Origin of the sequence: Lujinxingia vulgaris, from assembly GCF_007997005.1 — a bacterium.
In the GTDB taxonomy this organism is placed as follows: Bacteria; Myxococcota_A; Bradymonadia; order Bradymonadales; family Bradymonadaceae; genus Lujinxingia.
In genome coordinates this window covers 101,543-121,689 of the sequence record NZ_VOSL01000148.1, presented here as the reverse complement: position 1 = coordinate 121,689, position 20,147 = coordinate 101,543, and the positions used below count along the sequence as shown (strand labels likewise).

The following is a 20,147-nucleotide window of genomic DNA, read 5'->3' as shown; positions in this document are numbered from 1 at the left end:
TGGCCGCGCGTGCCGAAGCGGCCGCTGCCCGCGGCGCCGGCTCGTCGAGCGGAGGCTCGCGCGCGCCGAGCCGCAAGAAGACCGCCGAGCCCACGCTCAGCCCGGAAGAAGCGCGCACGCTCTTTACCAACGCCGCGCGTAAGGTCGCCAGCGGCGATCCCCGCGGTGCCATCACCGACTGCACCCAGGGTGTGCGCGGCGGAAACGCCGACTGCCACCGCATCCTCGGCGTGGCCTACGGCCAGCTCAACGACATCGACGCGGCCTGCCGCCACTACCGTCAGTACATGCGCACCGGCCCCTCCAACCCCGGGGCGGTCGAAGCGCAGATGGAGCGCCTGGGGTGCCCGCCCTGAGCAGGGCGGCTTGAACCTCTGGCGAATCTTCTCGGCCGCCGCCTGCTTCGGAATGGAGCCCGGGCGGCGGCCGTTTTTTTAGAACCAGGACATCGCAATGTTCGCTACGGGTGCGATGTTTAGCCCACTCATCACGCGTCCACGTTTTCAAAGGAGAGTGACCTATCGCACGCGAGATCTATGGCGAGACCACCGGCCTGAAATCCAGCCAGAAACGCGCGCTGGAGAAGTTGTACCGTCGAAAAATTGGCACCCTGGATGCAATCAGTCAGGAGTTCGCCACGCAGATGACCTTCATCTCCGAGGAGCTCAATCGGGTGGTTGCGGTGCTGGTGGATCGCTCCGGCAAGGTTGAGCATGTGATGCTCGGCGACAACCACCGCGTCTACCTGCCCGATCTGGGGCGTCAGCGCGCCGGCCAGAGCCGCTTTCGCGGCGTGCGCCTGATCCGCACCCACCTTGGCAGCAAGGGCCGCGACGTCGAGCTCTCGCGCGACGATCTCACTGACCTCTCCAAACTGCAGCTCGACCTGGTGATGAGCGTCGGGGTGGGCCCGGGTGGCTACCCCGGGCAGGTGGCCTGGGCGCACCTCGTGCCGGAGAACCCCGAGCAGCGCATCTGGGAGACCTACAAGGCTCCCAACCCGGCTGAAGTCGGCGTGAGCTTTACGCACTTCATCATGGAGCTTGAGGGCGAGTTCCAGCGTAAGGCGGCCGACGTGGTGACCACCGGCGGGCAGCCAGCGCTGCTGGCTTATGTCGCCACGCCCGAGGGCCGACCCGAGGAGGTGGAGGTCGCCGAGATGCTCGAGCTCTGCCGCACCGCCGGTGTCGATGTGGTCGACACCCTGGTGCAGCGTCGCAGCGGCATGCACCCCAAATACGCCCTGGGCAAAGGCAAGATCGAGGAGCTCACGCTGCGCGCGCTGCAGCTCGACGTCGACCTGATCATCTTCGCCCAGGACTTAAGCCCCACCCAGCTGCGCGGCATCACCGATGAGACCGACATCAAGGTCATCGATCGCACCCAGCTCATCCTCGACATCTTCGCCCAGCGCGCCACCTCCAGCGACGGAAAGGTCCAGGTGGAGCTGGCCCAGCTCAAATACAACCTGCCCCGGCTGCATAGCCGCAACACCGGCATGAGCCGACTTACCGGTGGCATCGGCGGGCGCGGACCCGGTGAGACCAAGCTGGAGATCAACCGGCGCCGCGCCCGCGATCGCATCCGCTCGCTGGAGAAAGACATCGAGAAGTTGAGCAAGCAGCGCGAGGTGCGCCGCGCGCGACGCACGCGCAATCAGCTGCCTACGGTGAGCATCGTCGGCTACACCAACGCCGGTAAATCCACGCTGCTCAACGCCCTGACCAACTCCGAGGTGCTCAGCGAAGACAAGCTCTTCGCCACCCTGCAGCCCACCACCCGTAAGCTGCGTTTTCCCGATGAGCGCGAGATCATCTTCACCGACACCGTCGGCTTCATTCACGATCTTCCCGCCGACCTGGTCGCTGCTTTTAAGGCTACGCTCGAGGAGCTCGACGAGGCCGATATTCTGGTGCACCTGATCGACGTCTCCGACGAGCGCTTTGACGATAAGATGGAGGCCGTCAACCGCATCCTCACCGAGATCGATCTGGGCGATAAGGAGCAGCTGCTCGTCTTCAACAAGAGCGATCTTCTGGAGGAGGGGGAGGCCGCCTCGGTGGCGCGGGCGTACAACGCCATCGCAGTCTCGGCGCTGGATCGCTCCAGCACCGAGCGTCTGGTCGAAGAGCTTGAGACTCGCCTCTTTCGTCAGGCGCGCCAGCGCGAGGCGTCGATGGAGGCCAGGCCCTGAGCGCTCACCGCTTCGGCGGAGCGCTCAGTCTTTGGTGTCGGGTTTGAGGTAGGCTTTGCCGCCCTTGATGACGACCTGGAAGTCGACATTGCGCGCGCCGCGGCTGCGCTGGAGCTCTTCGCGCTGGCGGTCCATGGAGCGCTTGACCGCATCGTAGCTCAACTTATCGGTGGGCTCGTTGCAGCGGCGCTTCGCCTCAATGAGGCGCTCATAGACCTGGCGGGTGCTCTCGTCCTCGGAGTTGGCCGGGCGCCGCACTACGCGGTGGCTGCCGGTGGTGCGGGTGCCGCCGGTGGGGGCGGGCGTCGAGGTGCTCTGGCGACGGATCGGCCCGGAGGAAGGGCGTTGAATCGAGCGGCTGGCGAGTTTTTCGCGCATCGCCTTCATCTTCGCGAGCTTGTCGTAGCTTGCGCCGCGCACACCGCCGTCGGCGTCAGTCGGGGAGCTCGCGGCGCTCTCGTCCTCACTCCCGCGCTGCGCGAGCTTGCGGCGCATTGCGGCGAGCTTCTGGCTGCGCGGATCGCTCGGAGGACGCTCGGCGGCGGGAGTGGGGGCGGCGGCTTGGGGTGGGGGAGCTTGAGGTTGCGCCGGAGCGGCTGGCACGGGTTGCGCGGGCGCCGCGGCGCCCGGCTCATCGCCCATCAGCCCGAGCTGGCGTTGAATTTCGGCGAGCTTCTCGCGACGGATGCGCTCGCGCTCGGCCTCGTCGTGATCGGCGCTGCCGGAGGCAGACGATGTCGGCGCAGGCGCCGCCGGAGCCGGCTCGGAGGCCTCCACCGCCGAGATGGCGTCGCCCAGGATCGCGTCGAGATCGACCTCATCAAGACCTTCGATAAAGTCATTGTCGAGGTCGATGCTGTAGGCCCCGTCTTCCTCGCGCGCCTCGCGCTCCCGGCGTCGCTCCTGACGTCGCTCCGCCTTGTTGCGATCGCGCTTGTAGGTGCCTTCCTCAATCTGCCGAAGCGTGCGATCCCAATAGGTCTTGAAGGTCTGGAAGCGCTGGACTAAGGCTCGCAGACGGAACTTCTGGGCTGTGTTATTGATGTAGGTGTGCTCGAGCTCAAAACGCAGGCGCACCACCTCCTGGCGCTGATGGCTGGGAGGGCGACGGTCCACGCCGTTAAAATAACGCTCGTAGAGCACGCGCAAACGATCGATCTGACGCTCCAGGTTGTTGAGCATCGCGTCGATTTCTGACTGACTGAGCAGGTCACGTCCCGCCATGGCTGCCGATCCTTGAGCTGTCTGTGGGAGGCCGTCGGGTCTCGGTAGTGTAACACCAGGTGAAGCCTTTGCAATATGACCATCCGGTGAGTTTGAGTTGGGGACGCCGCGCGATCGTGGCGGTGGCATGTGTGGCGGCGCTGGCCGGGGGCTGCGACAAGCCGTCTACGCCGGTCCCGGGGCCGCAGAAGGACGAGGTTCCGGGGGAGCGTGTGGTGCGCGAAGACGCCACGCTCAGCGCCAATCTGCCTGAGCGGCCGGAGCGCATCGTGTCGCTGGCCCCCTCCACCACCGAGGTGCTCTATGCTCTGGGCGCTGGCGAGCGTGTGGTGGGCGTGACCCGCTATTGCGACTTCCCCGAGGAGGTGAGCGAGGTGCCGAAGATCGGCGGGATGCTCGACCCGGATCTGGAGGCGATCCTGGCCGCGCGCCCCGATCTGGTGGTGGGGGTGCAGGCCGGCGCGGATCATCAGGTCGCCGACCAGCTTCAGGAGGCCGGGGTGGCCTACGCCTTTGCGCGCGGCGACGATCTGGACGCGGCCCTGCACACCATGGAGCTGCTCGGCGCCTGGATCGGCGAAGAGGAGGCCGGGCGCGAACTTCGCGCGCGCACCGAGCAGGCCATTGAGGAGGTCTCCGGGCAGCTGCAGGCTGCCCATGGCGTCTCGCCACAACGGGCGCTGCTGGCCTACGACCGCGAGCCGGTGGTCGTGGCCGGGCCCGGCTCGTTCGGGGCGGAGCTTATCGCCCTGGCCGGTCTGGAAAATGCGGTGGGGGACGCCACCACAGCCTACCCGGTGCTTGATATGGAAGCGGTGATCGAGGCTGAGCCACAGATCATCATCGATGTTTCGCTCAACGTGAGCAGCGAGGAGGTGCTGGGGTTCTGGCAGACCTTTAAGAGCCTGCCGGCGGTCACCGAGGAGCGGGTCGTGCACCTGCCCGACGCGGTGATGATGCGCCCGGGGCCGCGCGTGCCGCAGGCGTTGGAGCTTCTGGGAGAGGCCGCGCGTGGTGGGGGTGCGGGGCAGGCGGCCCGATGATGCGCGCGGCGCTGACCCCGACGAAGATCGCGCTGAGCGCGGCGCTCACGCTCCTGCTCTGGGGCCTGAGTGCGGCGCTGGGGCTGAGTTCGGGGAGCTCCGCGCTGGGCGGGCTGGATCTTGCTGCGCGCTGGTGGAGCGGCGAGCTCAGCACCACTGAGCAGGCCATTTTGTGGAGCGCGCGCCTGCCCCGGGTGGTCTTTGCCGGTGTGGTGGGTGCGGCGCTGGCCGCCGGCGGTGCGGTTTTTCAGGCGGTGCTGCGAAACCCCCTGGCCGACCCCTACATCCTGGGTGTGTCGGGAGGCGCGGCGCTGGGCGGTACGCTGCTCTTAACGCTGGGAAGTTTCAGCGTGGGCGTGCTCGCTGTAGGCACGCCGCTTGCCGCCTTCGGCGGCGCGCTCGCTGCGCTCGCCGCCATCTTTGCCGTGGCGCGCCAGGCGCCCTCCGGGCGCGGCGCCACCTACGTGCTGCTTTTGACCGGCGTGATCGTCAACGCCTTCGCCGCCTCCCTGATCATGTTTTTGCAGAGCATCGTCTCGGCCCAGAAGGCCCAGGAGATCCTCTTCTACCTGATGGGCTCCCTCAGCGTGGAAGGCACCGGGTGGCCCGTGATGCTGGGTGTGAGCCTGGTGACGGGGCTCTGTCTGATCGCGCTCTTTGCCTACGCCCGCGACCTCAACGCGATGTCGCTAGGCGAAGAAGAGGCAGCCTACCTGGGTGTGGAGGTCGCAAAGGTGCAGCGCATCTGCCTGCTGCTCGCCAGCCTGGCGGTGGCGGTGGGCGTGGCCTTCTCGGGCATCATCGGCTTTGTGGGGCTGGTCGTCCCGCACGCGATGCGCCTTGTGGTGGGCCCGGATCATCGGGTGTTGCTGCCGACTTCGGCGCTGGCCGGGGCGGCGTTTTTGACGCTTGCTGACGTGAGTGCACGTAGCCTTTTTGGCGTATTAGGAACGACGCTTCCGGTGGGGGTGCTCACCTCGATGATCGGGGCGCCGATGTTTTTGTATTTCTTATGGCGGGCGTTGCGCCGCGACGCGGGGTGGGCATGAGCCAGCAACGACGCGATCTTCCGACGCTGCTGCACCTCGACGGTGTGGGCGCCCGTGTGGGAGAGCGCACGCTCTTTGAGGGGGTGAGTTTGAGCGTGGAGGCCGGGCAGGCCTGGGCCGTCGTGGGCCCCAACGGGGTTGGCAAAACCACGTTGATGCGCCAACTCGCCGGGGTCCGCGCCGCGGATCAGGGACAGGTGTGGCTGCATGCGCGCCGGCTCTCGGAGTATACGCGTCGCGAGATCGCCCGGGAGGTGGCGGTCGTGCCCCAGAGCAACGCGCCGGTCTTTGCGTTCAGCGCGCTGGAGCTTGTGTTGATGGGGCTTCACGCCAGCCGCCCGCGCTTCAGTCTGCCCTCAACGGGCGATCGTCAGCGGGCGTTCAATGCGCTCGCGCGCCTGGAGGTGGACCATCTCGCCAGCCGCCCGGTCTCCTCACTCAGCGGCGGGGAGCGTCAGCGCGTGGTGATGGCGCGCGCGCTCGTCGCCGGCGCGCCCCTGTGGCTTCTCGATGAGCCCACCGCAAACCTCGACCTTCGTCATCAGCTCAGGCTGCTGGAGGTGATGCGTCAGCATGTGGATCAGGGGGGCGCGGCGGTGGCGGTGCTGCACGACTTGAACCTCGTGCACCGCTATTTCGACCGGGTTCTGCTGCTCGCGCCGGGACACGCGATGGGGTGGGGCGAGCCCGACGAGGTGCTCAACAACGAGGACGTGAGCGAGGCCTTCGGGCTGCCGATGCGCCGCCTTCAGGTGGAGGGGCGCCCGGTGTGGCTGGCCGAAGCGGCCAGCCACACCGCTGACGTGTAAGACACGTCGGCTTAGAGCGCGTTACGCAGCGCTTCGGCCTTGTCGGTGCGCTCCCAGGTGAACTGGGGGCGGCCGAAGTGACCGTAGGCGGCCGTCTCGCTGTAGACGGGCTTGAGCAGGTCCAGGCTCTCGATGATGCCGGCCGGCTTCAGGTCGAAGAACTGCGGGATGAGCGCTTCGATCTTCTCTTCGTCGACCTTACCGGTGCCGAAGGTGTTGACCATGATGCTCACCGGCTCGGCCACGCCGATGGCGTAGGAGAGCTGCACTTCCAGGCGCTCGGCAAAGCCCGCGGCCACGAGGTTCTTGGCCACGTAGCGCGCCATGTAGGCTGCCGAGCGGTCGACCTTGCTGGGGTCCTTGCCGCTGAACGCGCCGCCGCCGTGGCGGCCCATGCCCCCGTAGGTGTCGACGATGATCTTGCGGCCGGTCAGGCCGGCGTCGCCCACCGGGCCACCGATCACGAACTTGCCGGTGGGGTTGATGTGGAACTTCGTCTCCGGGCTGAGAAGTTGCGCCGGGAGCACCTTCTTGATGACCGTCTCCATCACCGCTTCGCGGACCTGCTCGATGGTCATGTCTTCGGTGTGCTGGGTCGACACCACGACCGCGTCGATGGCCACCGGGCGGCCTTCTTCGTAGCGCACCGAGACCTGGCTCTTGGAGTCCGGGCCGAAGCAGTCCATGCCGCCGAACTTGCGCACGTGCGCCAGATGCTCGACGAGCTGGTGGGAGTACATGATCGGCATCGGCATGAGCTGGTCGGTCTCATCGCAGGCATAGCCGAACATGATGCCCTGGTCGCCGGCGCCCTGCTCGTTGACCACGCCGTGCTCGGCGTCGACGCCCTGGGCGATGTCGGGGCTCTGCTCATCGAGCGCCACCATCACCGAGCAGCTCTTGTGGTCGAAGCCGTAGCGGGCCTCTTTGTAGCCGATGCGCTCGATCGTGTTGCGGGCGATCTTCGTATAGTCGACCGTCGCCCGCGTCGAGATCTCGCCAACAAGCAGCACAAGACCGGTGTTGACCACGGTCTCACAGGCCACGCGGCTCTTCGGATCCTGCGCCAGGATGGCGTCGAGGACGCTGTCGGAGATCTGATCGGCGATTTTGTCGGGGTGTCCCTCGGAGACCGACTCCGAGGTGAAGATGAAATTCTGGGACATCGTAAAGGTTCTCCGTTTCTTCTCGCAGCGAGGCGGCCTCAAAAGGCCGCTGGGTGAAAGACCCACCTCGTGCGTGGAGGTGGGCCGGGGTAAGCGGGTGCAAGAAACACCCGAAAAAAAGGTTTATTCGCGTCGACCCGAATTATCCCTCGACGATCTCGCCGAGCAGCGTGTGGCTGGTGGCATCGGTGATGCGCACGTTCACAAAGTCGCCGGGCATCAGCTCGCGACCTTCGGGTTTGGGGAAGACCGTCATCTTGAAATCATCGCTTCGCCCGCAGAGGTCCGCCGCATCCCGGCGGCTCTCGCCCTCGACCATCACGCGCACCGTGGTGCCGATGCGATTCTGGAAGATCTCGGCGCTGATGGCCTCCTGACGCGCAATGAGCGCGGCCAGGCGGCGACCTTTGGTCTTCTCATCGAGCGTGTCCGGGAGCTTGCGTGAGGCGTAGGTCCCGTCGCGCTCGGAGTACTTGAAGAGGTAGGCAAAGTCGAAGCGGATGCGCTCGAGCGCGGCCACCGTCTCTTCGTAATCTTCCTCGGTCTCACCCGGGAAGCCCACGATGATGTCGGTGGACATGGCGATGTCGGGAATCGCCGCGCGGATATCGTCGACGAGCTTGAAAAACTCCCCGCTGGTGTAGAGGCGCTTCATCTCTTCGAGCGTGCGGTCGGAGCCCGACTGCAGCGGCAGGTGCAGGTAGTTGCAGATCTTATCGTGCTTCGCCATCGTCGCGATGAGCTTGGGCGTAAAGTCGGTGGGGTATGGCGAGGTGAAGCGCACGCGCTCGATCCCCTCAACCTTGACGACCTCTTCGAGCAGGTCGGCAAAATCGGTGTCTTCGTGCTTGTAGGAGTTGACCGTCTGCCCCAGCAGCGTGACCTCTTTGTAGCCGCGGGCGGCCATGTCACGGCATTGCGTCAGAATCTCCTCGGGAGAGACGCCGCGCTCGCGACCACGCACAAAGGGCACGATGCAAAAGGTGCAGAACTTATCGCAGCCGCGCTGCACGGTGACCCAGCCGCTGATGCCCGGGCGACGCTCCGGGGTCAGCCCGGTGTAGGTCTCGGCGCGGTCGAGTTTGACGTCGATCACCGGGTCGGCGTCGACCTCCTGGCATTGCTCCAGAAGCTCCGGAAGGCGCCGGTAGGCGTCGGGGCCGATGACCAGATCCACATAAGGTGCGCGCTCGGTGATAACCTCGCGCAGGCGCTCGGCCATGCACCCGGTGACCCCCAGGATCACCTCGGGGCGCTCATTCTTGTAGCGCAGAAGGTGCGAAAGTCGCCCGAACACGCGCTCCTCCGCCCGCTCCCGCACCGCGCAGGTGTTGATGAGGATCACGTCGGCCTCATCGTGGTTCGGCGCCGCGGTATACCCCCGGGTGCTGAGCACCCCGCCCATCAGCTCGCTGTCGGCCAGGTTCATCTGGCAGCCGTAGGTCTCAATAAATACCCGCTTGCCAGGTCGTTGCCCCACGTTGGGCATCGTATTGACCTCGCCATTATGCGCGTTCGGGTCGGCCTGCGTCGGATTGAGCGTGCTCGTCATATCTACTTCCACATCCCGCGGCGTCTTAATGCGTCGGCGTCTCGCGGTGAAAAGGGGAGCGTTATCAAGGGGTTGGCGGTCTTTGGTGGCGCGCGCACGCGCGCCCCGCGCTTAAGAGGGCGAACCCTAGAAGAAGAGCCCGTGCGCGTCAACCGCGGGGGCGGGGGAGGTGATTTTCGGGCGAGTGCGGACCAACGCCGCGCTCCGACCGGAGCGCGGCGCTTTTTGCATCGTTCAGAGCGGTGGGCCGCGCTTACTCCGAGCTTCTGCGCGTCTCCACTCGCTCCAACAGATGCCCCGCCACGCACTCGCCCTGGGGCATGCCGTAGTCAATGCCCATCGGGTAGTGGATGCCCCCGTAGAGCCGGGAGATGGCGGCTTCTTGAGCGGCGTGGTTGAAGTCCTCGAAGTGGCGCAGTCCCAGGCCCTGGGACTGGTGGGTGCGGTCGGCGAAGGGGAAGGCGCCAAGCTGCTCGGTGAGCACGCGGGCGGCGGCGGCCGAAGCGTTGGAGTGGCCGGAGGTGTATTCGGGGAAGGGGGGCGTGGTGACCAGGGAGCTCCAGTCCTCGTCGATGTGGTCGCGGATGTAGGTGACCGGGCGCAGGAGGTTGGAGCGGTATTTTTCGTCCCAGCAGGAGATGAAGGCGTCGGCCTGAACCAGACCCAAAAGCGCGACGGTCTCGGCGCTGCGGTCGAGGCGTTCGTGGCGATCGGCGAGGATCTGCGTGGCGATGCGCATCCAGTGGCCGGGCGGGGTGGGGCTGACGCCCACATTATCGGCCCAGAAGTTGGCGATATGCTCTTGATCAGGCGTCAGAGTGCGTGAGGCGTTCCACACGGCGAGTGCCTGACGGTAGAGCGCGGAGTGGGGCAGGGTCTCGAAGGCGGGAGGGGGCGGCGGGGCGCAGGCATCGGCCGTGGGCAGCGCGAAGGGGCGCAGCCGTCCCCAGCCCGGTAGGAGCGCCTGCATGCCCTCGGCGGTGGGTCGCCAGGCGTGGGGCTCATCGGAGAACTCGTAGGTGACGGCCATCGCGTCGTCGTAGCCGTCGCCGTAGGCCCAGGCGTCGATCACCTCGGCGACCAGCACGCCGTAGGCGCGCGAGCGCTCTCGCACCTGCGCGTCGACGCCGGCCTCGGCCCGTTGCTCAATGCCGTCTTCGGCAAAGTTCTCAAAGGCCTGCCGGCTCTCGTCGCTGACAAAGAGCAGCGGCATCAGGTGCCCCATCGTCGCGTGCGCGACGGTATAGAAGTCGTAGTCGACCCCCGGCTCCAGCGCCGGCAACGCGTCGAGGCCGGGGAGCTGGCCCCCGAAGGATTGCTGGCGCGGCATGCCGCCGAGCAACGCCTCATAGAGGGCCACACCGGAGTAGGCCAGAATGCGCGAGGTCTGCGGCGGGGTGAGCCTGTCGGCCTGCACGCGATCGAGGGTCAGATTCATCCAGCTCACCACCACGTCGCCGCGATCTTCGCCAATGGGTGTGGGGTTGCGAGGAGGTGCATCAAGCGCCTCGTTGCACCCGGAGGTGAGCATGAACATGACACTGAGAAACACGGCGATGGTGATGCGGTGAAGCTGCATGATCTCCCCCCAGAGGTGATGTGCAGTGGTTGGTCGGCGACCCGGAGCGACGTGCGGACCGGCATGACGCACCGGTGATCCGGGATTTTCCAAGCGTTGCCAGAGCAAATCTAAGCGCTGGCGAGCCGGCGTGAAGTCCGATTTGCGATGTCTTAAATTTCGACGTGATGTAGTTGACCGGTCTGAACCTGTGATCAGGATTGCCCGGGTTCAGCCTCATCTGGCGAGCCGGGCCGGGGCCTTGTCGTTGACACGCTTCGGGCGGCGCGGCACAACGTGGGGGCGCAATCTGGCGACTCACAGACGACTGAGATGTTCTGGCGTTTTTGAATAACGAGGGGATGATGACCGACTCGATCACCACACTGAGCATAAATACGATCCGCACGCTGTCGATGGACGCGGTGCAGGCTGCCAACAGCGGTCATCCCGGCGCGCCGATGGGGCTTGCGCCGGTGGCCTACGCCATCTGGCAAAAGCATCTGCGTCATGATCCGGCCGACCCTACCTGGTTTAACCGCGATCGTTTTGTGCTCTCCAACGGTCACGCCTCCATGCTGCTCTACAGCCTGCTGCACCTGACGGGCTATGAGGCGATGACGCTTGAGCAGATCAAGAACTTCCGCCAGTGGGGAAGCCTGACCCCGGGTCACCCCGAGGCCGAGCTGACCCCGGGCGTGGAGACGACCACCGGGCCCCTGGGCCAGGGTTTTGCCACGGCGGTGGGCATGGCGATGGCCGAGGCGCACCTGCGCGAGCGATTCACAGGCGTGGTCGACCACTACACCTTCGGCATCTGCTCCGACGGCGACCTGATGGAAGGCGTCTCGCATGAGGCCGCGTCGCTGGCCGGGCACCTGGGCCTGGGCAAGCTGATCTTCCTCTACGATGACAATGAGATCACCATCGACGGGCGCACCGACATCGCGTTCACCGAAGATACTACCGGACGCTTTGAAGCCTACGGGTGGCAGGTCTTGAACGTGGACGACGGCAACGACGTCGACGCCGTCGATCGGGCCATCGAGAAGGCCAAAGCCGAGACGCGGCGCCCCACGCTGATTCGCGTTAAGACGATCATCGGGTTTGGTTCGCCCAATAAAGCCGACACCTCCTCGGTGCACGGCTCTCCGCTGGGTGACGATGAAATTAAGCTGACCAAAGAGGCCCTGGGCTGGCCCTACCCCGATCCTTTTGTGGTGCCTTCGGAGGTTCGTGAGCATATGGCAGGTGAGGCCGCCGCGCGGGCGCGGGAAGCGCGCAAGGCCTGGGAGGAGCGCCTCGACGCCCTCAAAGCAGAAGCTCCAGAGAAGTTTGAAGAGCTCACTCGCCGCATCAGCGGCGAACTTCCCGAAGGCTGGGGCGATGCGCTCCCCCGTTTTGAGCCCTCCGAGAAAGGCATGGCCACCCGTGCCTCCAGCGGCAAGGTCATCGAAACGATCTTTGAAGTGCTGCCCGAACTCGTCGGAGGCTCTGCGGACCTTGCGGGCTCCAACAAGACGCTCTTTCCGAAGTTCGGTGAGATGACGCGCGAGAGTCACGCAGGGCAGAACGTGCACTTTGGCATCCGCGAGCATGCGATGGCGGCGGCCGTCAACGGGATGTGCCTGCATGGCGGTGTGCGCGGGTTCGGCGCGACCTTTCTGGTCTTTGCCGACTACATGCGCCCGGCGCTTCGGCTGGCGGCGCTGATGCATATGCCGCAGATCATGGTCTTCACCCACGACTCCATCGGTCTTGGTGAAGATGGCCCCACCCACCAGCCCATCGAACACCTGATGTCGCTGCGGGCGATGCCCAACTACCACGTGCTGCGCCCGGCCGACGCCGAAGAGGTGCGCCAGTGCTGGGAGCTGGCCCTGGAGCATAAAACCGGGCCCTCGGGGCTTGTGCTCACGCGGCAGAACGTGCCCACCTTCGATCGCGACGCGCTCCACAGCGTGGGCGATGCGACGAAGGGCGCTTACATCCTTGCCGACAGCAACCCCGGCGAGGTTCCGGAGGCGTTGATTTTGTCGACGGGGAGCGAGGTTGCGATCGCGGTCGAGGCGTTCGAGACGCTTAAGGCACAGGGCAAGGCCGTGCGCGTGGTCTCGATGCCCTGCTGGGAGGTCTTTGAGCAGCAGAGCGACGACTACAAAGCGTCGGTACTCCCCGCCGAGGTCACTCGCCGCGTGGCCATTGAGGCCGGCGTCACCCTGGGGTGGGGGCGCTACACCGGCAGCCAGGGAAAGGTGCTGGGCCTGGATCATTTCGGCGCCTCAGCCCCCTATGAAGAGCTCTATGAGAAGTTCGGGCTGACGGCAGCGCGCGTGGTGGAGGCGGTCAACAGCCTCTAAGCTGCGCGCCGGCGTGTCTGAATCGAAGCATGCCGGGTACCCGTGGGCACCCGGCGTACACCCCGCAAAACCCCAAGGAGGAAGTGATGCCAGCCAACTTCACGCGACGACTCGACCTCTTCAAAGATGCGGGGTTTGTCGACCCAAAGGCCGCCGTCGATCTTCTCACTACGGACGCCGAGGCGCTCGGTATCGGCGGGGTCGAGCCGGGAACCCCGCTGGAGGATGCCCTGCGCGGGGCGGATCAGCAGGCCGCCGAGCTCCTCGATGAGCCCGTGGGCAGGCTGCTCGACAATGTGGTGGAGTGGCTCTTTGAGCGAGGCGGCGATCTGGCCACGCTCTTCTGGTTGGCGCGAAAGTTGAGCAGCGATGAGTCGTCGCTGCACCTGGGGGCGTTGGCCTTCGGCGTGGCCAGCCGGCTGTGGCAGGCGGGAAAAGAAGCCGAAGCCGCCGCGATGGTGCGATTTCTGGTCGATCTGGACTTCGACTACGGCAAGCTCTACCGGGAGTCGGGCATCGCCTACGGCTTCTTTCAGTCGCGCGAACCCAACCCCTTCGTCTGGAAGTTGTTGGATTTTGTGGAAGAACGCGCGCGCAACCGCGGTGAGCAGGACACCATCAAGGTCGCCGAGCTGGGCTGCGGGATTGGCAACGACGCGCTGGGCATCGTCTCCAGCCCCCGGGTGAGCTCGTACCTGGGCATCGACATCAGCCCGGTCGCCCTGGAAGAGCATCGTAAGCGCGTGGCCCCGGTGCTCGAAGAGCGCACCGAGCTTGAGCATAACCTGCTGGCCGGTGATTTCGTCTCGACGCTGGAGCGCAACGATCCGCGGGTAGAAGGCGTCAACCTGATCTACTCCTACTCCAGTCTGCACTATTTTAGCTCCGGGGAGCTCTCGCGGATCTTCTCGCTGGCGGCCGATCTTTTGCCGGCGCAGAGCGGGCTCTTTTGTTTTGCCATTAAGGGCAAAGACAGCATCTGGGACGGGCAGGGCGTGCCGCTTTATCGCCCCGACGTGTGGGTGAACCTCGACGGTCAGACGCGGTGGTTCCCCTCGCGTCAGGCTCTGGCGAAGATGCTCGATGAGCACGGCTTCGAGATCTTGATGCACGAGTGGCATGAGCACTGGGGCTACAGCGAGTTCGCGCGCCGCGATCGTTTCCACTATGTGGTCGCCACGCCGCGGAGAAAGCAAGGGGCGAGCGCGTGAACATCGGCTCGCAGATCGTTGGGTGTGTGGCGGGGATGGTGGCGACGCTGCTCCTGATGGTGGCGGCCCCACAGCCGGCCCAGGCTCAGCCCTGGACGCTGGAGGGGGTCAGCTGGAGCGCGCAGGCCTCGGAGGGCCTCGATGTGCTCTCGGAGCGCGGGGCGGAACTCGGGCGCGTGCTGGTGGCCGAGCGCGTGGTCACCGGGCGCTATCTGCTGGAGGTTGAGGTGCGGCATGGGGAGCGGCGTTTGCGGATGCCGATGATCGTGACGCGCCCGACCCCCGAGCAGGCGCTGGAGGTGAGCTGGGCGCCGGCGCCGGAGTACGTCAGCGCGCTTTTGACCCTGGCGAGCGGCGACGGGTTACCCCCGGAGGTCGCTCCGACGGCGTGGGTGGAGGAGCGGCGTCTGCCGGCCTTGCCGATCATTGCGACTCGCGCGCGCATCATCACCCCTTACGGAGAAGCGGCCTGGCAGAGCCCGGAGCTCTCGCGCCATATCATGCGTTGGCTCAACGACGCGCTCACCGAGGCCGGTGGGCCAGCGGGCATCGATCTTCTGCTCGACCGCCGCATGGAGTGGGCACAGGTTGGCGAGCTGATGATGAATGCCGCAGCCGTAGGGCTTTTTCGCGTGCACATCATCACACGCGATGAGACGCAGCTGGGCGCGATCGCCACCAACCTGCCGATCTTCCCGGAGGGCGGGCTCCCCGACGCGATGGTGCTCGGTGTGCTCGGCGTTTACCCGCACAACGAGGATGGCATCGGCGTGGGGGTGCGCCTCGATGAGCAGACGATCGAGGCCACCGGCACCGAAGGCTGCCGGGAGGGGCTGACCTTCTGTGCGCGGGATGGCGAGGAGTTTGACGAGGCGCTCGCTACGGTCATTGCCAACGCTGGCGTCGACGCCGCGCGCATCACCCACTGGCTGCTCGCGGGAAGTTCTGAGTTCAATGTCGGTCAGGGCGTGCGCGCGCTGGTGTGGACGTACACGACACTGAACATCGCTCCGCAATCGACCTTCATCGGGTACATCGAATGAGCTCATTTCTGACCAGCCTTTTGATGGTGAAACCGGTGCGCGCTCGCTCTGGCGGGTTCGTCGTCGCCATCGGGTTCCTACTGATCGTGGCAGCATGTACGAGCACGCCGACGCCCACCGATGATGGCTTAACTCCCACTGAAAATGGCGAGGTCACACAGGCTCCCGACGACCCGCTCTACACGGCGCAACGCTGGCTTGAGGCGAAGCAGGCCGCCGGCGAACTTCCAGCCCACTATGAGGTGGTGAGGATGCTCGCTCTTGATGAGGATCGCCTCGAAGTCATCATCAGTTCCTTTAACGAGCCGCCGGCCACCGAGGCCACATGGCTCGTCCTCGCCAGAGATCAAGAGGGCTGGGAGGTCGTCGAAGAAGGCAGCGCCCGTGCCCGGCGGGATTGGCCCCGCTACTGACGATGTTGAAGTAGTGCGCGCCCGCATCACACCCCGGTGCGGGGTGACGCGGAGCGGCTTTGCACACATGAATCGCATAAAGGAAGTACGATGAATCAGAAGTCTTCAGAAGCGCAGGGCACGGGTCGCCGTCTGGCGATCATCGGGGCAGGCCCCATCGGCGTGGAGTGCGCGCTGCGCGCGCTCGACGAGGGGTTTGCGGTGACGCTTTATGAAGCGACATCGCCCGGCGCGCATGTGCGCACCTGGTCGCATGTGACCTTCTTCTCGCCATGGTCGCTCAACCGCAGCGCCCGAGGGGTCGCGGCGCTCAAGGCCGCCGGCGTGGAGATCGCGCCTGACGAAGACTTTCCCACCGGAGCAGAGTACCTCGACGCATACCTTGAGCCGCTGGTGGAAGAGCTCAAGCGAGACGCCAACTTCCAACTTCGCGATCGGACCCGCGTGCTGGGTGTCTCGCGGGTGCGGGCGCTTAAGGGCGATCTTCTGGCAGACCCGAAGCGCGCGCGACGGCCCTTCTTGCTGCGAGTGTCGGGGCCCGAGGGGGAGCGCTTTGACGAGGTTGATGTGCTTATCGACGCCTCCGGCGTGCTGGCCAACCCCAACCGGCTGGGGCCCGGGGGGCTTTCGGCCATTGGAGAAGATGCGCTCAATGGCGAGGTGATGCGTCGCATCCCCGACGTCGAGGCGCAGCACGATGTGCTGGCCGGAAAGCGCGTGCTGGTGGTGGGGCATGGGCACTCGGCGGCGACCACGCTTGGGGCGCTCACCGAGCTCCGAGAGCACGCCCCACAGACCCATATCACCTGGGCCTACCGCGCCGACGGCGAGCCCTTTGTGGAGATCGAGGGCGACACGCTCCCCCAGCGCCTTCGGCTGAGCCGCCTGGGTAACGCCATCGCCCGCGGCGAAGTCAGCGGCGTTGAGCCCGTCGGCGGCGTCTTCGTCGAACGCATCACCCGTGCTGACGACGGCCTGCACGTCGAGCTCGCCGATGACCACGGTCAGAAGCGCGAAGTCGAGGTCGACCGCATCATCGCCAACGTTGGCTACCACCCGGACACCTCCCTCACCAGCGAGCTCCAGGTGCACCTCTGCTACGCCAGCGACGGCCCCATGAAGCTCGCCGCGTCCCTGCTCGCCAGCGCCGGCAACGCCGACTGCCTGGCGCAGAGCTCGGCCGGCCCCGAGGTGCTCAAAAACCCCGAGCCCGACTTCTTTGTGCTGGGCAACAAGAGCTACGGGCGTAACCCCAACTTCTTGCTCAAGATCGGCCTGGAGCAGATTGACGACGTCATGACGCTGCTCACCCAAAAGGACGACGATGTTTAAGGCATTCTGCCGCTGGCTCTTTAAGCTTCGGGGTTGGCGCTTTGTGGGCGAAGACCTCACCACCCATCGCCGCTGCGTGGTCGTGGCCGCGCCGCACACCTCCAACTGGGATTTGATCTTCACCATTGCCAGCTTCGATCTGATGGGGCTGCCGGTGCGCTTTACGATCAAGCGCGAGTGGATGCGCTTTCCCTTCAACCTGGTGTTGGGGCCGGTCGGAGGACTGGCCATCGATCGTCGCCCGCGCGCCGAGACCGGTGAGCGCCCCAGCATGGTCGAGGCGATGGCCGGGCTCTTCGATGAACACCCCGGCGAGCTGGCGATCGCGGTGACGCCGGAGGGGACGCGCTCCAGGCGCGAGCGCTGGCGTAGCGGCTTCTACCATGTCGCACGGGAGGCCAACGTGCCCATCCTGCTGGGCTACCTCGACTACGGCAAAAAAGAGGCGGGCATCGGAAAGGTCATCGTGCCCGGCGATGACTTCGAGGCCGATATGCGGGAGATCATGGCCTTCTACAGCCAGATTGAGGCGCACAGCCCGGAGAAGTTCGCGCTGGACGCGCGCTTCTCCTGACGGCTTGATGTCGGTCGAACCACGGCCGGGGCGTCCTTGACAAGCTCACCGGCCAGCGGCTTCTATGAGGCCGCCTGAGAGCGCCCCTCGTACCCGAAGTGATTGTGTTCGCCGCCACGCTGACGTCCTCGCTCGCCCGCGACCCGGGCAGACTGAAGGTCACACCCCACCGGAGGAACCGATGAGCAAGCTGATGCCGCCGATCAACTTTCAGAAGTGGATCGAAGAGAACCGCGACGCCCTCAAACCCCCGGTCGGCAACAAGAAGATCTGGGAGGACACCGACTTTATGGCCTTTGTGGTCGGCGGTCCCAACCAGCGCAAGGACTACCACATCGATCCCAGCGAGGAGTTTTTCTACCAGCTCGAGGGCGACCTCACGCTCAAGCTGGTGGTCGACGGGGAGTTCAAAGACGTGACGGTACGCGAGGGTGAGATCTTTTTGCTGCCTTCCATGGTCCCGCACTCGCCGCAGCGCGGGGCGAATACGGTCGGGCTGGTCATCGAGCATAAGCGCCCGGAGGGGGAGAACGACGGGCTGCGCTGGTACTGCGAGAGCTGCGGAGAGGTGCTCCACGAGCAGTTCTTTTACCTGACGGACATCGTCGGCCAGCTCAAAGCGGCGATCGAGGCGTTCTGGGCCAGCGACGAGCTGCGGACCTGCGACAACTGCGGCGCGAAGATGGAGCGCTGAGCGCGAAGCGCCCCACAGACGCAGCGGCACGACCACCGACGAATCTTGAGATCAGGGAAGCGATGAAGATCGATATCCACGCGCATATTCTGCCCCGAGAGTGGCCCGACCTGCGCGAGCGCTATGGCTACGGCGGGTTCATTCGCCTGGAGCATCAATGTTCGGGGTGCGCGCGGATGATGCGCGATGAGACCTTCTTTCGGGAGGTCGACCCCAACCTCTGGGATCCGGCCACGCGCATCGCCGAGTGCGATGCCCACGGGGTGGACGTGCAGGTGCTCTCGACGGTGCCGGTGATGTTCAGCTACTGGGCCGAGGCCGCCGACGCCCATGATCTCTCGAAGCTCTTAAATGACCATATCGCCTCGGTGGTCGCTGAACATCCGAAGCGCTTCGTGGGGCTGGGAACGCTCCCGCTCCAGGACATCGACCGCTCGGTGCAGGAGCTGGAGCGCGCAGTGGGCAAGCTGGGGCTGGCCGGTGTGGAGATCGGCACGCATGTCAACGGCACCAACCTCGACGACCCGCGCTTTGACCCGTTGTGGGAGGCCGCCCAGGAGCTCGACGCGGCGATCTTTGTGCACCCCTGGGATATGATGGGCATGGATCAGCTCAAGGAGTACTGGCTGCCCTGGCTTGTGAGCATGCCGGCGGAGACCTCCCGCGCGATCTGCTCGCTGATGATGGGCGGGGTGCTGGAGCGCTACCCGAAGTTGCGCTTTGCCTTTGCGCATGGCGGCGGGTCGTTCCCGGCGACGTTGGGGCGCATCGACTGGGGCTTTGAGGTGCGCCCCGATCTTTGCCAGGTGCGCACGAAGACCCGCCCGAGCGATCTTCTTGACCGCATCTATCTGGACACCCTGGTGCACGACCCGGCGATGTTGCGCTTTCTCATCGCACAGCTCGGCGTGAAGCGCCTGGCGCTGGGTACCGACTACCCCTTTCCCCTTGGCGAACTGGAGCCGGGCAAGCTCATTGAGTCCCTGGAGCTGAGCGCTGAGGCTCAGGAGCGCATGCTCTCGGGCACCGCCCTGGAGTGGCTGGGGCTGGAGCGGGCCCGATTTGAGCGGAGCTAAACGATGCACCTGTGGGTAGAGCTCGATGGTATGCGGTATGAGGTAGACGCACTGAGCCCGCTGGAGCTCGCGCAGCCCTTGAACTTCTATGGCGATCAGCCGCAGGCCTTTGGCCTGGGGCGCGCCCAGGCGCGGGCGGTCGAGGGTGGCGACTTTGTGGGAGACGTGCGCCGGGGCGGGAGCGTCAACTGCGAGGCCATTGAGCTCATCCCCCACGGTCACGGCACCCACACCGAGGGCGTTGGCCATATCAGCGCAGAACGCGTGCCCGTTGGCGAGCTGGCTTCCGAGGCGTTGATTCCCGCGGTGGTGCTGCGCGTTGCGACCCGTTCGCTTGCGGAGTCCGGCGATAGCTCCGAGGGGAAGAGTTCGCCGGACGACCGGGTCATCTGCACCTCCGAGCTCCGGGCGTCCCTTGCCCGGGCGGAGGTGGCGCCGGCGTTTCGCCGCGCCATCGTCATCGCCACCTCTGGCGAGGGCGCCGCCGCCCCGCTCCGAGACTACTCCGGCAAAAACCCCGCCTTTCTCACCGCCGAGGCCCTCGCCTGGCTTCTGGAGCAGGGCTGCGAACATCTGCTCATCGATCTTCCCTCCATCGACCGCGAAGATGACGGTGGCACCACCCCGGCCCACCGCGCCTACTTCGAGCTCGATGCCGAGGTCGGCCCGAGCGATGCCGGTCGCCGGCGCACCATCACCGAGCTTATCGATGTGCCCGAGGCGGCCGTCGAGGGCCCCTACCTCCTCTCGTTGCGCTTCGCCCGATTCATGCTCGACGCCTCCCCCTCTCGCCCCATCCTCTACCGGGCCCGTCCGGATACCGAGACGCCCTGACGCAGGGCACGCCGC

The 20,147-nt window shown here is 65.9% G+C and carries 18 protein-coding genes; 14 read left to right on the top strand and 4 right to left on the bottom strand.

Annotated features, from left to right (window positions below):
• Both FRC96_RS22550 and hflX read left to right on the top strand, forming a co-directional pair.
• Positions 1 to 356: hypothetical protein (locus FRC96_RS22550; protein WP_230470561.1), on the top strand; the 356-nt coding region annotated here is incomplete at its 5' end.
• A 230-nt stretch (positions 357 to 586) separates the two neighbouring features.
• Positions 587 to 2,194, top strand: a complete 1,608-nt coding sequence (gene hflX / locus FRC96_RS21580; protein WP_230470560.1) for a GTPase HflX — start codon at positions 587 to 589, stop codon at positions 2,192 to 2,194.
• 24 nt (positions 2,195 to 2,218) lie between these two features.
• Here the strand turns inward: hflX and FRC96_RS21575 are convergent, their stop codons facing one another.
• Complete coding sequence (locus FRC96_RS21575) at positions 2,219 to 3,418, bottom strand: MXAN_5187 C-terminal domain-containing protein (protein ID WP_146977622.1); 1,200 nt, start codon at positions 3,416 to 3,418, stop codon at positions 2,219 to 2,221.
• 68 nt (positions 3,419 to 3,486) lie between these two features.
• Here FRC96_RS21575 and FRC96_RS21570 point away from each other — a divergent pair, with 68 nt between their 5' ends.
• The 3 genes from FRC96_RS21570 to FRC96_RS21560 are packed head-to-tail and all read left to right on the top strand — an operon-like array spanning position 3,487 to position 6,319.
• Positions 3,487 to 4,461, top strand: coding sequence for an ABC transporter substrate-binding protein (locus tag FRC96_RS21570; protein WP_230470559.1), 975 nt, complete (start codon positions 3,487 to 3,489; stop codon positions 4,459 to 4,461).
• Entirely contained in the window at positions 4,458 to 5,510 is a 1,053-nt protein-coding gene (locus tag FRC96_RS21565; RefSeq protein WP_146977620.1) for a FecCD family ABC transporter permease, read from the top strand. Before FRC96_RS21570 ends, FRC96_RS21565 begins: the two co-directional genes overlap by 4 nt.
• Positions 5,507 to 6,319, top strand: a complete 813-nt coding sequence (locus FRC96_RS21560) for an ABC transporter ATP-binding protein (RefSeq protein ID WP_230470558.1) — start codon at positions 5,507 to 5,509, stop codon at positions 6,317 to 6,319. Before FRC96_RS21565 ends, FRC96_RS21560 begins: the two co-directional genes overlap by 4 nt.
• 11 nt (positions 6,320 to 6,330) lie before the next feature.
• Here the strand turns inward: FRC96_RS21560 and metK are convergent, their stop codons facing one another.
• The 3 genes from metK to FRC96_RS21545 all read right to left on the bottom strand — a co-directional run bounded on the left by metK (position 6,331) and on the right by FRC96_RS21545 (position 10,616).
• A complete protein-coding gene (gene metK, locus FRC96_RS21555; RefSeq protein ID WP_146977618.1) occupies positions 6,331 to 7,485 on the bottom strand; it encodes a methionine adenosyltransferase in 1,155 nt (384 codons plus the stop codon).
• A gap of 142 nt (positions 7,486 to 7,627) precedes the next feature.
• Positions 7,628 to 9,037 (bottom strand): tRNA (N6-isopentenyl adenosine(37)-C2)-methylthiotransferase MiaB, encoded by a 1,410-nt coding sequence (gene miaB, locus FRC96_RS21550; protein WP_230470557.1) that lies wholly within the window; start codon positions 9,035 to 9,037, stop codon positions 7,628 to 7,630.
• 253 nt (positions 9,038 to 9,290) lie between these two features.
• The gene (locus FRC96_RS21545) at positions 9,291 to 10,616 is read right to left on the bottom strand and encodes a vanadium-dependent haloperoxidase (protein WP_146977617.1); all 1,326 of its coding nucleotides are present in this window, start codon (positions 10,614 to 10,616) and stop codon (positions 9,291 to 9,293) included.
• 344 nt (positions 10,617 to 10,960) lie between these two features.
• On the opposite strand from FRC96_RS21545, the gene tkt reads away from it, so the two are divergent.
• The 9 genes from tkt to FRC96_RS21500 all read left to right on the top strand — a co-directional run bounded on the left by tkt (position 10,961) and on the right by FRC96_RS21500 (position 20,132).
• On the top strand, positions 10,961 to 12,955 hold the full coding sequence (tkt, locus tag FRC96_RS21540) for a transketolase (protein WP_146977616.1): 1,995 nt from the start codon (positions 10,961 to 10,963) through the stop codon (positions 12,953 to 12,955).
• An 86-nt stretch (positions 12,956 to 13,041) separates the two neighbouring features.
• A complete protein-coding gene (locus tag FRC96_RS21535) occupies positions 13,042 to 14,166 on the top strand; it encodes a class I SAM-dependent methyltransferase (RefSeq protein WP_230470556.1) in 1,125 nt (374 codons plus the stop codon).
• Complete coding sequence (locus FRC96_RS21530) at positions 14,163 to 15,209, top strand: hypothetical protein (protein ID WP_146977614.1); 1,047 nt, start codon at positions 14,163 to 14,165, stop codon at positions 15,207 to 15,209. Before FRC96_RS21535 ends, FRC96_RS21530 begins: the two co-directional genes overlap by 4 nt.
• Entirely contained in the window at positions 15,206 to 15,622 is a 417-nt protein-coding gene (locus FRC96_RS21525) for a hypothetical protein (protein ID WP_146977613.1), read from the top strand. The genes FRC96_RS21530 and FRC96_RS21525 overlap by 4 nt, the downstream gene beginning before the upstream one ends.
• 90 nt (positions 15,623 to 15,712) lie before the next feature.
• Entirely contained in the window at positions 15,713 to 16,954 is a 1,242-nt protein-coding gene (locus FRC96_RS21520; protein ID WP_146977612.1) for an FAD-dependent oxidoreductase, read from the top strand.
• A complete protein-coding gene (locus tag FRC96_RS21515) occupies positions 16,947 to 17,528 on the top strand; it encodes a 1-acyl-sn-glycerol-3-phosphate acyltransferase (protein ID WP_146977611.1) in 582 nt (193 codons plus the stop codon). Before FRC96_RS21520 ends, FRC96_RS21515 begins: the two co-directional genes overlap by 8 nt.
• Positions 17,529 to 17,709: 181 nt before the next feature.
• Positions 17,710 to 18,222, top strand: coding sequence for a 3-hydroxyanthranilate 3,4-dioxygenase (locus FRC96_RS21510; protein ID WP_146977610.1), 513 nt, complete (start codon positions 17,710 to 17,712; stop codon positions 18,220 to 18,222).
• 62 nt (positions 18,223 to 18,284) lie between these two features.
• Positions 18,285 to 19,298: an amidohydrolase family protein gene (locus FRC96_RS21505; protein WP_146977609.1), complete on the top strand. Its 1,014-nt coding sequence runs from the start codon at positions 18,285 to 18,287 to the stop codon at positions 19,296 to 19,298.
• 3 nt (positions 19,299 to 19,301) lie between these two features.
• The gene (locus tag FRC96_RS21500; protein WP_146977608.1) at positions 19,302 to 20,132 is read left to right on the top strand and encodes a cyclase family protein; all 831 of its coding nucleotides are present in this window, start codon (positions 19,302 to 19,304) and stop codon (positions 20,130 to 20,132) included.
• Positions 20,133 to 20,147 lie beyond the last annotated feature (15 nt).